Origin of the sequence: Paenibacillus sp. FSL R5-0713, from assembly GCF_037973325.1 — a bacterium.
Taxonomy (GTDB): domain Bacteria; phylum Bacillota; class Bacilli; order Paenibacillales; family Paenibacillaceae; genus Paenibacillus.
This window is the reverse complement of the sequence record NZ_CP150229.1, coordinates 2,736,116-2,749,191: the sequence shown is the minus strand read 5'-3', so window position 1 is coordinate 2,749,191 and position 13,076 is coordinate 2,736,116. Positions and strand designations below refer to the sequence as shown.

General features: G+C 47.7%; 13 protein-coding genes. 1 reads left to right on the top strand and 12 read right to left on the bottom strand.

All coding sequences use genetic code 11. The features are described 5' to 3' along the window. Positions 1–53: 53 nt before the first annotated feature. The 8 genes from MKZ12_RS12615 to MKZ12_RS12580 all read right to left on the bottom strand — a co-directional run bounded on the left by MKZ12_RS12615 (position 54) and on the right by MKZ12_RS12580 (position 8,759). Positions 54–815, bottom strand: coding sequence for a DeoR/GlpR family DNA-binding transcription regulator (locus MKZ12_RS12615; protein WP_339260684.1), 762 nt, complete (start codon positions 813–815; stop codon positions 54–56). A 2-nt stretch (positions 816–817) separates the two neighbouring features. Then, complete coding sequence (locus tag MKZ12_RS12610; RefSeq protein WP_339260682.1) at positions 818–2,311, bottom strand: rhamnulokinase family protein; 1,494 nt, start codon at positions 2,309–2,311, stop codon at positions 818–820. 233 nt (positions 2,312–2,544) lie between these two features. Next, positions 2,545–3,060, bottom strand: coding sequence for a DUF2500 domain-containing protein (locus MKZ12_RS12605; protein WP_339241954.1), 516 nt, complete (start codon positions 3,058–3,060; stop codon positions 2,545–2,547). Positions 3,061–3,169: 109 nt separating this feature from the next. Beyond that, positions 3,170–4,972 (bottom strand): oligoendopeptidase F, encoded by a 1,803-nt coding sequence (gene pepF, locus MKZ12_RS12600; protein ID WP_339260680.1) that lies wholly within the window; start codon positions 4,970–4,972, stop codon positions 3,170–3,172. A gap of 500 nt (positions 4,973–5,472) precedes the next feature. Next, entirely contained in the window at positions 5,473–5,832 is a 360-nt protein-coding gene (locus MKZ12_RS12595) for a helix-turn-helix domain-containing protein (protein ID WP_062833989.1), read from the bottom strand. Positions 5,833–6,098: 266 nt separating this feature from the next. After that, on the bottom strand, positions 6,099–6,662 hold the full coding sequence (hxlB, locus tag MKZ12_RS12590; RefSeq protein WP_339260678.1) for a 6-phospho-3-hexuloisomerase: 564 nt from the start codon (positions 6,660–6,662) through the stop codon (positions 6,099–6,101). Positions 6,663–6,666: 4 nt separating this feature from the next. Then, positions 6,667–7,299, bottom strand: coding sequence for a 3-hexulose-6-phosphate synthase (gene hxlA / locus MKZ12_RS12585; RefSeq protein WP_036670570.1), 633 nt, complete (start codon positions 7,297–7,299; stop codon positions 6,667–6,669). A gap of 377 nt (positions 7,300–7,676) precedes the next feature. After that, positions 7,677–8,759, bottom strand: coding sequence for a lactonase family protein (locus MKZ12_RS12580; RefSeq protein WP_339260676.1), 1,083 nt, complete (start codon positions 8,757–8,759; stop codon positions 7,677–7,679). Positions 8,760–8,974: 215 nt separating this feature from the next. Between MKZ12_RS12580 and MKZ12_RS12575 the strand changes: the two genes are divergently transcribed. Next, positions 8,975–9,904, top strand: coding sequence for an AEC family transporter (locus MKZ12_RS12575; RefSeq protein ID WP_339260675.1), 930 nt, complete (start codon positions 8,975–8,977; stop codon positions 9,902–9,904). On the opposite strand, the gene MKZ12_RS12570 is transcribed toward MKZ12_RS12575, so the two are convergent. The 4 genes from MKZ12_RS12570 to MKZ12_RS12555 all read right to left on the bottom strand — a co-directional run bounded on the left by MKZ12_RS12570 (position 9,882) and on the right by MKZ12_RS12555 (position 13,046). Then, complete coding sequence (locus MKZ12_RS12570) at positions 9,882–10,472, bottom strand: DUF2062 domain-containing protein (RefSeq protein WP_339241946.1); 591 nt, start codon at positions 10,470–10,472, stop codon at positions 9,882–9,884. The two genes, MKZ12_RS12575 and MKZ12_RS12570, sit on opposite strands and share 23 nt — an antisense overlap. Before the next feature lie 58 nt (positions 10,473–10,530). Further along, entirely contained in the window at positions 10,531–10,989 is a 459-nt protein-coding gene (locus MKZ12_RS12565) for an OsmC family protein (protein ID WP_339260673.1), read from the bottom strand. 21 nt (positions 10,990–11,010) lie between these two features. Then, positions 11,011–11,778, bottom strand: coding sequence for a DeoR/GlpR family DNA-binding transcription regulator (locus tag MKZ12_RS12560; protein ID WP_339260671.1), 768 nt, complete (start codon positions 11,776–11,778; stop codon positions 11,011–11,013). Between the two features lie 137 nt (positions 11,779–11,915). Next, positions 11,916–13,046, bottom strand: coding sequence for an NADH-dependent flavin oxidoreductase (locus tag MKZ12_RS12555; RefSeq protein WP_339241941.1), 1,131 nt, complete (start codon positions 13,044–13,046; stop codon positions 11,916–11,918). Between the last annotated feature and the right edge of the window lie 30 nt (positions 13,047–13,076).

Sequence of the window (13,076 nt, the reverse complement as noted above, 5' to 3'; positions counted from 1 at the left end):
CCTCTCCGTTTCGTGTAAATGTTAAGTTCAATTTATATTAATAAATTCAAAGCTTAAACCGTAATAATCTCGATATCGTATCCGCTCAAACGTTCTGTCTGTTCTACCTCCAATGGCTGATCGGTAACGATCGTATGGACTGCATCTAATCCGGATACCCGAGCAAAAGCACGGACACCAAATTTACTGGCATCGGCAAGTAAGATGACCTGATCGGATATGCCAACCATCTTTTGCTTCAGCCTTGCCTGAAGTTCATTGGATTCACTGATTCCGCCACCTTCAAGATGTACGCCTTTGCAGGACAAAAACAATTTGTCCACATGATACGTCTCCAGAGAACGCTCCGCGAGTGGCCCTACAAAAGACAACGAGCGAGATGCCAACTGGCCTCCCGTTGAGATAACCTCAACCTTGTCACGACTGCTAAGTTCAGTCGCTACCTGAATGGAATTAGTCAAGACGGTCAGCGGAAAATCAGGCATGTTTGCTGCCATATAACCTGCCGTTGTACTGGCATCCAAAAGAATGCGATCACCCGGATTAATCATCGCCAGAGCCGCTTGTGCAATCCGTTTTTTCTCTTCCGCATGGGTTGTCTCCCTGATCCGATAAGGGATCTCGGGCTGATCTTCCTTCACACTCACGGCACCACCGTGAGAGCGACGCAGTCGTCCTGCCTGTTCCAAACGATCCAGATCTCGCCGGATGGTTTCCTCCGTCACCCGACAGCGTTCACTAAGCTCGGATACACGCATACTGCCCTTAACATTCACCATCTCTACAATCCGGTCATACCGCTCGGCTGCCAACATGTTTACATCTCACTCCCCGCTTGTGAAGTGGATGAAGCCGTCACACGCAGAAATCTGCCGTAAGCCTCTTCCCAGATTGATCCGTCCTGCGGCTCATACGCAATTACAGGAAATGAATCACGAATGGCCTTGCGAGCTTCCCAGATATCCTTAAACGCTCCGCTCGCCATCCATTGCACAACCATATTCCCGATAGCACTTCCCTCTGCCGGACCCGCCCATACCGGCTTGCCAATGGAATTCGCAGTCCACTGACATAACAGGCGGTTTTGGATACCTCCACCGACCATATGCAATCCGTTGAACGACTGTCCCGATAATTGTTCCGTCCATCCCAGAACTCTTCTATACTTCAATGCAAGACTCTCCAGAATTGCCCGGGCAATAGCCCCCTGATCCTCTGGTATCACTTGTCCTGTATCACGGCAATACTGGCGTATTCGGGTTGTCATATCTCCTGCTGGCATGAACAGTTCATCATCCGGATCAAATAAACTGGCAAATGGAGGTGCCTGCTCCGCCTTTGCCAATAACGCACTGTAGCTAATTTCCTGCCCCTGACGCTCCCACTCCCGCATGCTTTCCTGCAAAATCCACAGACCCATAATGTTCTTGAGCAGACGGAATGTTCCGCCCGCCCCGCCTTCATTCGTGAAGTTCAATGCCAGACTCTCGGTACTAATCGCAGGATGATCTATCTCGGTACCCATCAGGGACCAGGTTCCACAGCTCAGGTAAGCAAATGAACGTTCCGTTGCAGGAACAGCCACAACGGCTGAACCCGTATCATGCTCCGCAACGGCGATCACAGGTATAGAAGAAAGACCAAGGTCGTTACAGATGCTGCTGCGCAACTGTCCAACACGGGTGCCTGGCATCACCGCTTCACCGAAGAGTTTCTCCGAAATGCGAATATGCTTCAGCAACTCACCGTCCCATTGACCCTGTGAGGGATTATACAATTGTGTTGTCGTAGCATTGGTGAACTCATTCACGGCTTCTCCCGTCAGAAAGTATCGAAGCAAATCCGGAATCATGAGAAACCGCTCTGCTTCATGAAGAAGCGGAGAACCGCTACGTTGAAGGGTTGCCAACTGATACAGGGTATTAAAGCTAAGAAACTGAATCCCTGTACGTTCAAAGATTCGCTGAGAGCTCAACTCTTGGCGTACCTGATCCATCATGCCGTTAAACTGTGTATCACGGTAATGATACGGGTTACCCAGCAGCTCACCATGACCGCCAAGCAAACCAAAATCAACGCCCCAGGAATCGATCCCCAGGCTCTCCGGCTTGTCTCCCTGCTGTTTCACAAGTGTAAGCCCTTGCAACAATTCATGATGCAATCGCAGAATATCCCAGTGCATCCGCTCGCCAACCTTCACGGGTTCATTCTTGAACCGATGAATTTCGCTTGTTTCGATCCCATGATCATTCAGATGTCCCAATAGCGCTCTCCCGCTGCCAGCGCCCAAATCATAAGCCAAAACACTCACTGCGCTTCACCAACCTTTCGAGCCAATTCTATTTCCATACGATATCTCTTGATTCAGTCCGCACTCTGTACTTTATTCTGTATTTATTGTTTGTTTGTTTTTGTTTAATACTGTTTTACTTTATTTTACGAGTATATCACCATTGTAAGCGTTTGAATACCCTTCGATTTTTCTTTCTTTTGGGCATACCAAAAACGACTCTCTCCCAAGTAGGAGGAGCCGCATTTCTATTTTCACGTATAAAACTGACCTTTGTTAACGCCCGACTGGGGCTGCACATCTCTCTCAAAATGCTTGAATCGTGTCCCCTGATACGTCAGCATCCCTCGATCATGTTCAGCCAACATGCCATAATGGTTTCCACCAACAATCAGTTCAATGCGCTCGCCATTGTCGAATTCAAATGTAACATAATACCGGGTCGTCGCACTGCTATCCCCGCTACCACCTGAGACTTCCGTTCGTTTCGCCACCACCGCTGAATGCAGGGTTAACAAGGCCGCAGCGTTATTCGAGGACCACGTGCGTACCCCCGAGATGATGGCATATACAATCACACCCGCAACAATAAGAAATACGGCACCAATAAAAATGGAAACAAACGCACCCATGGCACCAAACTCATTCAATCCCGAAAAGAAACCACCCTGATTGCCTTCAAACCCCGGTACTCCATTCATGTCGTCAAACACACCAAAGCCGTCCACGCTTAATCGGCCCATCGATGAGGACACGCTCGTTAACGCCATTCATCATCGTTCCTTTCCCCTTGCAAAATAAGATGCACCGCCCCCACGCAAGGAGGGCGGTGCATGCAGACAACCCGTTCTGCCTTGTCCGTATACTATATGAACCAGATCAGGAATACAGACGTTCAAGTTCGTCGACCAGACTGCCGACATAAGCAACCGCAGAACGAATCGGCTCAGGTCCAGACATATCTACACCTGCGAGCTTCATTAACTCCTGCGGTGTGAGACTTCCACCGGCTTTGAGTGCTTCGAGCCAGCGATCTACCGCAGGCTGCCCTTCTTCCCTAATCTGTTGTGCAGCTGCTGTGGAAGCGGTCAAACCTGCCGCATAGGTATATGGATATAGACCCATATAATAATGAGGTTGTCTCATCCACGTGAGCTTGGCCCCTTCATCGATTACCAGATCAGGTCCCCAGAATTCGGAAAGGATGTCTCCTTTGAGCTGACTTAACGTCTTCGCCGTAATGGGCTCATCATTGGTTGCGCGTGCATACACCCTGCGCTGCAATTCACCTTCCAGCAGATGTGTAACGAAGTTATGGTAATACGTGTTCAAGAGTTGCAAAATGACCCAGCGACGCATTCTCGGATTATCGGAACGTTTCAATAGATGATCTGCCAGCAGCATTTCATTCATGGTCGATGGTGCCTCGATGAAATACAGTGATGGCCTTGTATTCGTGAGCCGTTGGTAACGTCCCGCAAGCATGAAGTGGCCTGCATGTCCCACTTCATGGGCAAGTGTAAATGCTCCGCGCATATTGTTCGCCCAAGAAATTAAGATATAGGAGTGCGAACCATATATAGAAGAGCAAAATGCCCCTGTGGATTTGCCTGCATTATCTGCGTAATCCACCCAGCGATCGCGAAATGCACGCTCTACGATCTCGCCATACTCCGGCCCAAGCACATCAAGCGCTTCTCGAATGAGTGTGCACGCCTCATCATATGTAATGGCAGGGCTAAATTCAGGATCCAGCGGGGCCTTCAGATCACAGAACATCAGCTTGTCCAGACCAAGCTCACGTTTCTTGAGAGCCGCCAGTCTGCGCATATGTGGTGCGAGTTCCTGCTGGATAATATCCAGAATATTATTGTACATCTCTTTGCTCACTTGCTGTGGGCTAAGAAGCATATCTGTAACATCGTCATAACCTCGCAGCCTGGATAAAACAACCTGTTTCTTCACTTCGGTTGCATAACCTTCTGCGAACGTATTTTTGTAATCATTTAATGTCGAGCTGAATGCAGCATAAGCAAAACGGCGCAGCTTGGTATCGGACGACATCTCATAATTATTTTCATAGAATGACCAGGACAGTGGACGATTATTGTCCTCTCCATCGAGAGCATCGTCAAACGTCATGTCTGCCAGTTTACCGCGCAGATAGATACGGTATGGCGAATCCAGTACCTCTCCGAGTGAAGCGAGTACCTTCTCGGTCTCTGGCGTAAGCCGATGTGATTTTTCCCGAATCAAACGCTCCAAACTGCGCGCATACGGCTCCAATCCCGGAAGTTCTTGGATATAACGCTCTACCGTTCCATCCGGAAGTTCAACAATCTCCGAATTAACAAAAGACAAGGATGACGACAGATTCGATAGGATATCTCCTGCTTTAGCTGAATTCTCTATGTTCACCGGATTGGTGCTGTCCTCTGAGTGCTTCAAGCGGGCATAAGAAGCCGTCTTGCCGATTCGCTCCTGCAAAGCTTCACGAGCATCCAGACAAGCCAGCAATTGTTCAGCGCCTTCGCCCAGACGTCCTTTGAACGTTTCGATCTGGGCAGCAGCCTCAGGAAGTGATCGAAGTTCCTGCTCCCACTCTACATCGGTTACAAACAAATCTCTCAGATCCCATGTGGTTTCCTGATCTACCTCAGCACGTGTACGTATTTTTTCCATCTTTAGTTGTCATCCTCCTTGCATTTTCCAATATCTCTCATCGTATCATAATCGGTTTATGTATACATGACATCTGCAAATAATGAGACTTTTGGTTCAGGGGAATATAGATGGGACTAAAGAATATTCACACTTACCACTCCGATGACAGAACAACCTTCCGATCGCTGTTATCCCCTAATTTTTTGATTCAATTTTAAAAGGTGAAAATCTGGTGATAAAGGCGAACGCTCCGCTTCTTCAGATTCTTTCTGTCCTCTACGTTCTCATGTGAATGTTTAGTTCCATCTATATAAAAGGGGTATCTAGGATAAAAGCCAGTATATGCTTGCGATGTAGCTTTCTTTCAGAAAGCTTTTTAGCTCCGCTTCTTCAAGCTATTTCTGCCCACTGCGTTTGGAGTAAACTATTGATCCTCTGACCAAAATTTAAAAGTAACTAAAAAACCGCTGGTTATGGAAGCATCCATTTAACCAGCGGTTTGTTCAAAATCTTATTATTTAGCTTTCTTTCCAGATTACATTTTCACCGTAATTTTTACCCCAGTTATACATTGCGTGCAGTACAGGCATCAGGCTCTGACCGTGATCTGTCAACGTATATTCCACCCGAGGCGGAACCTCTGCATACACCTTACGCTCAATCAGTTTGTCTTCCTCCAGCTCACGAAGCTGGTTGGTCAGCATCTTCTGGGTAATATGAGGGATTAGGCGTTTCAGTTCACTGAAACGTTTGGTGCCTTCCAGACCCAAATGCCACAATATAATCAATTTCCATTTGCCACCGATCACCGCAAGGGTCAATTCCTTCTCACAGTTGATTTCTTTCAGATTAATCCGTTCCTTGACTTCGGCTGCCATGGCTCCGAGCCCCCTCATCTTCAATCTTATATCGCGTATATTACGCATATCACGGGAATACTTCACATAAGGTAAGCTTTCCGCTCCATGCATGATGTAATAAGTACATTCATTCGATACAGCTATCTATTAATTCTACTACAGCCTGGTCGGGATGCAAAGTTTAAGTGAAAATTACGGATAAATCTAAACAAATGAATGCCTGTACATCGCACAAAAGACCAGAACCCTTCATAATTAAAGGATTCCGGTCTTTCATCTATTCCCTATTCCAGGTTGGCGTGGCGGCCAAACATATCCGCTCCGGTCATGCCCTTCATTTCCATCATCGTAAGGATGAGAGCATCCATGCCGATTAACAGTCCCTGTTCGAACAGCGAGCCCATTGGCTGGATGGTTACTTCCGCTCCGGAAGTCGCTGTGTCCTCTTTGGCTGAAGCCGGAAGGCGCACTACCGTAGTTGCCAATTGACCGATCGTAGACTCTGGCTTGATCGTAATCAGGCCGACAGGTGCTCCTGCTTGATTAGCCTTCTTAGCCATAGCTACGAGACTGCCTGTCTCTCCTGAGCCAGAGCACAGCAAGAGGAAGTCCTTCGAGCTGATCCCGGGTGTAACGGTCTCGCCCACCACATATACACGAAGCCCCATCTGCATCAGTCTCATGGCAAAAGCCTTTCCCATCAATCCTGACCGGCCTGCTCCTGCTACAAAAATCTGTTCTGCAGCCAGAATATGTTCAGCCATCGCTTGCATCTCTGCATCATCGATCTGGCTTAACGTGCGTTCCAGCTCCTTCAAGATGTCCGCTGCATATTGTGTTTTGCTCATTCGCTTACCCTTGTTTAACAAGACGTTGCATTTCAGCTGCAACTGCCGCTTTGTCTGCTTGTCCTGTGATACCGCCGCCTACAATAACCAGATCCGGTTGTGCTTTGATTACTTCTGGCAATGTTTCCAGCTTGATTCCACCAGCGACAGCCGTTTTTGCATTTTTCACAGCAGCTTTGATCGTTTGCAAATCTTCGAACGGGCTTTGTCCTTCAGCTTGCAGGTCATAACCTGTGTGTACACAGATGTAATCTACGCCAAGCGCATCAATTTCACGAGCACGTTGTTCAAGGTTAGGCACGTTGATCATGTCTACAAGAACTTGTTTGTTTTGTTTCTTCGCTTCTGCTACTGCACCTTTAATCGTACTGTCATTGGTTGCCCCAAGCACAGTGATCAGATCCGCACCAGCCTCAGCAGCTTTCATGATTTCATAACCACCAGCGTCCATGATTTTAAGGTCTGCAAGAACTTGCAGATTAGGGAATGCTTCTTTCATCGCTTTTACCGCGTGCAAACCTTCATTAATAACGATTGGTGTACCAATCTCAACGATATCAATATATTGTTCAACCTCTTTAACCAGTGCGATACCTTCAGGGATGTTTACCAAGTCGAGTGCCAATTGCAATTTCATCATTTATTTCTCCTTTGTTGTTCAAGTATGAGTCTTTCCTATAAAATAATAATCAGATATTTAGCCTGCACCAATTCGTCTATTCAGATGCATGCAGGGTTTGTTTTGGCTACTCACTCATTGTAGACCCTGACTATCCATTCAGGAAGTACGCACTTTGAAGTGGGGTAGTTACTTGGGCGATACTATTGATAATTATTCGTTGTTAAACGAATTATATAACAAGATAAATCCTTTGTTCAGATCCGTTTACAGCACTGTTTATAGCAGAACAGCAACCTAATTATCACGTTGGATGTTCAATATAAAAGACCCCGCCACATGGCAGGGTCATTATCATCTCAATCCAGCCAAGGCTGGTATTAGAAATTTATTTTTTACAAGTATACTGGTTTCACACATACCGGCTTGGATACACCTGTGCTGTGACCTGTGTATTTCAGACGTCCGCTCTCCTGATCCACTGTGAAAGACACGATGTTGTTGGTATCGCGGTTGGCTGCGATCAGCAATTTGCCGTTAGGTGTCAGAGCGAAATGACGCGGATGCTCTCCTTCAGCAGATACATGCTCAACCAGTGTCAGATGACCTTTGTCTGCATCTACTGCAAATACAACGATGCTGTCATGTCCACGGTTAGAACCATATACATAACGTCCATCATTGGAAACGGTGATTTCTGCTGTTGTATTCTCTTTGCCATCATATCCATCAGGTAATGTGGATACAGTAGACAATTCAGTCAACGTACCCGCTGCTGCATCATATTGGAACGACGTAATCGAAGAATCCACTTCGTTGATCACATAAGCGAATTGACCATTCGGGTGGAACGCCAAGTGACGTGGACCTGCTCCCGCATGTGTTTTGGTTTCACTGTGCGGCACAAGTTCATTCTTGTCTGCGTCGATGGAATAGATCGCGATTTTGTCCGCACCCAGATCCTGTACCATCATGTATTTGCCATCCGGGCTGAAGAATGCGGAGTGTACGTGTGGCTTGTCCTGACGCTCAGGATGCGCACCCTGGCCTTCATGTTTCTTCTCATCCAGAAGCGCTCCAACTTCACCGTTATCCGTCAAGGCTTGCAGACCTACCAGGCCACCGTGGTAGCTGGAAAGAATCAAGTATTTGCCGGAAGGATCACGCTGGATATGACATGGTGGAGCTGAAATGGAGTCATTCCGGTTCAGCAATGTTAATTTTCCTGTAGAAGGATCAATGCTCAGAGCTACAGCTTCAGACATTTTGTTGCCTTCAGCTGACGCAGTTTCACCAATCGCGTACAGTTTGTTTGTTTCAGCATCCACGTTGACAAACGTTGGGTTTTTCACGCCAGCAATGCCATCAAGCTTGGACAAGCTGCCTGTATCCTCATTCAATTCATATGCGTAAATGCCCTCATTTTCCGCTTCGGCATAAGAGCCAGCAAGTACGAGCAAGCGTTTTGATTCACTCATTACAGTTTCCTCCTCTATGTGTATGTAATCTTGTTGCACCTCTTCTATAATAAATCTGCCATATCAAAATAGCAATCCGCTGACGCTGCACATCAGGGAAATCCTCAGTTAAGCACGGCGATTACTACAACATGATCATCCTGAAATCCATGTATATGGAGTTCATCTTCTGCTATGATAAGATTGGTTTTTCATCGAGAAAGGACTGAACTGCATTGCTTCACTCATTCATACTCACGTTATACCATGTATTTTTGCCGATATCACTTCCCGTGATCGGTGGTATTCTGTTAAAACGCTTCAAGAATTGGGATACCCGGTCGCTCTCGACCTTTTCCCTTTATATTTTGAGCCCTGCGCTCATCTTCAATACATTGCTGCATGCAGAGATTACCTGGACGGACGTGACCAGCACATTCTGGTTCTCCCTCATCAATCTAGTTGCCCTGTGGGCACTCGCCGAGCTGTTAAGCCGGGTTTTTCATCTGGGTGCAAGCGAAAAAGCGGGTCTTACCCTTGTCTCCACATTTACGAACTGTGTGAATTACGGGCTCCCGCTGGTACTGCTTGCCTTTGGTCAGCTTGGACTGGACAAGGCTTCCGTCTACGTTATTGGACAGATGATCATTGTTAATACGGTAGGTATCTTTTTTGCCGCAAGATCCGAATTCACCGTCAAAAATGCGATTCTGTCCGTTTTCCGCATGCCATCCATCTATGCTGCTGGCATCGCCATTGCGCTGCGTGCGTCCAATATGAGCCTGCCTGAAGCACTGGATGGAGGGATTGCCATGCTGGCTGCGGGCTATTCTCCTGTCGTTCTCGCCATTCTTGGGGCACAGATGCTCAGACCCAAAGGGGCAACGGTACCTTGGTTGCCCAATGTACGCCGAGCCTTCTGGACCGGACTTGTGGTGCGTCTCGCAGCTGCGCCGATCCTCTCCTGGCTGATTCTTACCGCACTTCAGGTCGAGGGTACCTTGTTCAATGTGCTGCTGATCCTCGCATCCATGCCCACCGCAGTGAACGCCGTTATTTTGGCTGAACAGTTCAATGCTTCCCCGCAGTTTGTATCCCGCTGTATTCTGTGGACAACTGCTGCATCCATGTTCATGCTGCCCATTATGATTGTGATGGCTTCCTGATTAACACTGGAGGGGATACCGAAGCGATATCCGCTTGTCGGCGTTTCTCCAGCCGGCGTTCATAACGCCGGTTAAGCGCTCTGACGTAGAAGAATTTTACGACAAAATACGAAATCACGCCCAAAATGACACCGAACACGGACATACCTGCCAGAATATCCAGCCCACCAAGCAACAATTCGCTCACGGCCGACCAATTTCCACGAAACAGCTCCATGAAAGCACTCTCATGTACCAGTCCCTGTCCCATGCTGTGTGCAGGCAAAATCCATGAACCAATTTGTTTCGCGAGCGGCATTAGTATAATAGGTAAAAACGTAAGTTTACCAATCACATTACCAACAATCGCTGCGGGCATCGAACCGCCAGACAGTCGTACAATGGGATAAAATATGAGATAGATCAGGGAAGCGGTCGAGATCACGATCAATTCCAATCCGAACCCTATGGCAAATCCGGTGGATACTTTATGGGCACCTCCGGGAGCACGTAACAATTTGAGAAAATTCAGCTTCATAGCACGTGTTAAACGTACCCAGCGGTTAGTCTTGCGCTTCTGTGTGTTCATACCGAATGACTCCTTAGTTTACTCAAATGACAACTTGAATCGTCTATTCTTCAGTATATCACACCGCGTTAGCTCCTGTAGTAATAATGACCGGTTGTGTCTCCATCTGGACATTACCTGCCACTGCTCGGGAGATCATGCAGGATGATTCAGCCTTGTGCGCCAAGCGCTCAGCCTTGGTCATATCCGCCTCTGAAGCATCCTGGCTGAGTACAATCCGGGGTCTATGTACGATCCGTTCGTACGTAAATACGTTATTCGTAACATCTACCGTTGCTTCCGATTCAAGCGTCAATTCATCCGGCGTAATATCCGAACGCTCCAGCATTGCAGCCAGTGTGATCAGATAACAGGTGGAGGCTGCACCCAGCAGCATCTCGTCCGGGTTGGTTCCCGTACCGGGTCCGCCCATCTCCTGCGGAATCGATATGACCGTTTTTAATCCACCTGCATCGATTGTTCCCTCACTGTTACGTCCACCATTCCATACCGCTTTCAGATGAAAAGGATGTTTCATGACACTTCATTCCTTTCTGATTTACACACGTATACACGTAATATTTTGCTCGATTAATGCGTTAACTTGCTCTTCATCTACACCCTGATCTGTAATCACTTTCGCCACACTGCTTATCTCAGCGACTCTGGTAAATGCCTGTATATTAAATTTGCTGGAATCGGCAAGTAATATGACTTCATCCGCAATCTGGATCATTTTCTGCTTCACCAAGGCCTGTAATTCATTCGATTCACTGATGCCTTTAGTCAGATGCACCCCTTTACAAGACAAAAACACTTTATCGACATGATACGCATCAAGCGAACGTTCCGCCAGCGGTCCTACAAAAGACAGTGACTTCGAAGCCAACTGCCCACCTGTGGCAATCACACGAATCTGCTCCTTGTTACTCAGCTCTGCGGCCACTTTAATCGAATTAGTTAATACCGTCAGTGGAATATTCGGCAATCCTGCCGCCATATACCACGCCGTTGTACTTGCATCCAGGGCGATCCGGTCGCCGGATTCCACCATGTTCACCGCTTCGCTTGCAATTCTGCGCTTCTCTTCTGCATGGGCTACAGCCCGTTCCGGGTACGGAACCTCCGACTGTAACTCTTCCTTGTATTTTACGCTGACCGCCCCGCCATGGGATCTTCTGAGCCTGCCCGCCTGTTCGAGCTTGTCCAGATCACGACGTATCGTCTCTTCCGTCACCCCGCAGCGCTCACTAAGTTCGGTTACACGCATGCTGCCTTGCGTATCCACCCATTCCACTATTTTCTCATACCGTTCAGCTACGAGCATATTCCTTCACTCCAAACCGTTGATTATCCAGTTGATCCTGTTCATCCATCATACCACAGTGCGATGACAAGGAGAATTTGGATCATGTGCAAAAGGAGGGAGCTTTCGCCCCCTCCATTCCAGTTCTGAAGTGTATATTATTTATCTTCTGCCATAGGGAACCAACCCGGTGTGTGGATGATTGCATTCCACAACCCGTCAGGGATAACCAGACGTTCCTGATCCGATTTCGTCAGAATCGTTGCAATATCTTCTTCACGTCCGCTCTCGATTTTCTCGACCCAATCCGGTTCAATAATCAGTTCACGTCCAATGGCAAGCAAAGGTACTCCCGTTTGAAGGGCCTCAGCGGCCTCATCAGCCGTATGAATCGCACCTACGCCAATCACAGGCAATTTGCCGTTCACTCGATCCAGGATGAATTCCATTCTTGAACGTGTATCGGCTTCGCCGCGTCTTGGCTTGGACCAGAATTCGTTCAGGGAAACGTGCAGGTAGTCGAGATTTTTATCTTTTAATGCATCCACCAGTGCATACGTATCTTCCATTGTAAGTCCCGGTGTTTCCGGTTCTTCCGGGGAGAAACGGTAACCAATGATGAACGGCAGTTTGGTATGTTCGGCAACCACTTTCTGAATCTCATCCACGACAGCAAGCGGGAAAGTAAGACGTTTCTCCACACTTCCGCCAAAGCGGTCTTCACGTCGGTTGGAATGCGGGGAGAAAAATTGCTGGATCAGATAACCGTTCGCACCGTGAATCTCAACACCATCAAATCCGGCTTCAATTGCACGACGTGTCGCTTCACCAAAGTCTTTGATAATGGAAGTAATCTCGGCATCCGTCAATTCTCTTGGTTCAGGCGAACCTGGACGCTCACTCGCAACCGCACTAGGAGCAACTACTTGACCCGCAGGTACAGCTTGTTCAGGCGTCAGACGGCCCGCATGGAAAATTTGCAATACGGCTACGGAGCCTTGTTGTTTCATGGTTTCAGCCAATTTTTTCAGACCAGGAATGAAGCGATCATCATAGACACCAAATTGAGCGGGGAAACCAATGCCATACTCGGTTACATGCCCTACAGCCGTAATCGACATGCCAGCCCCACCGGTGCGTCGTGCATAATAGGCGAGTTCAGCGTCGGATATGGTACCATCCGCATTCGAGGACATATGAGTCATGGGAGCGAGCACGATACGGTTTTTCAGTGTAATACCAGTCGGCAGTGAAACTTGTTCAAACATCTGGTTAAACTTTGGATTCATTCGTGGTTCCCTCCTGATTATAAATATCTC

Coding starts and splice junctions, on each gene's coding strand:
- MKZ12_RS12580 (WP_339260676.1), bottom strand. CDS start 8,759: ATGAGTGAATCAAAACGCTTGCTCGTACTTGCTGGCTCTTATGCCGAA.
- pepF (WP_339260680.1), bottom strand. CDS start 4,972: ATGGAAAAAATACGTACACGTGCTGAGGTAGATCAGGAAACCACATGG.
- hxlB (WP_339260678.1), bottom strand. CDS start 6,662: ATGAGCAAAACACAATATGCAGCGGACATCTTGAAGGAGCTGGAACGC.
- MKZ12_RS12560 (WP_339260671.1), bottom strand. CDS start 11,778: ATGCTCGTAGCTGAACGGTATGAGAAAATAGTGGAATGGGTGGATACG.
- MKZ12_RS12565 (WP_339260673.1), bottom strand. CDS start 10,989: ATGAAACATCCTTTTCATCTGAAAGCGGTATGGAATGGTGGACGTAAC.
- hxlA (WP_036670570.1), bottom strand. CDS start 7,299: ATGAAATTGCAATTGGCACTCGACTTGGTAAACATCCCTGAAGGTATC.
- MKZ12_RS12555 (WP_339241941.1), bottom strand. CDS start 13,046: ATGAATCCAAAGTTTAACCAGATGTTTGAACAAGTTTCACTGCCGACT.
- MKZ12_RS12570 (WP_339241946.1), bottom strand. CDS start 10,472: ATGAACACACAGAAGCGCAAGACTAACCGCTGGGTACGTTTAACACGT.
- MKZ12_RS12605 (WP_339241954.1), bottom strand. CDS start 3,060: ATGGCGTTAACGAGCGTGTCCTCATCGATGGGCCGATTAAGCGTGGAC.
- MKZ12_RS12615 (WP_339260684.1), bottom strand. CDS start 815: ATGTTGGCAGCCGAGCGGTATGACCGGATTGTAGAGATGGTGAATGTT.
- MKZ12_RS12595 (WP_062833989.1), bottom strand. CDS start 5,832: ATGGCAGCCGAAGTCAAGGAACGGATTAATCTGAAAGAAATCAACTGT.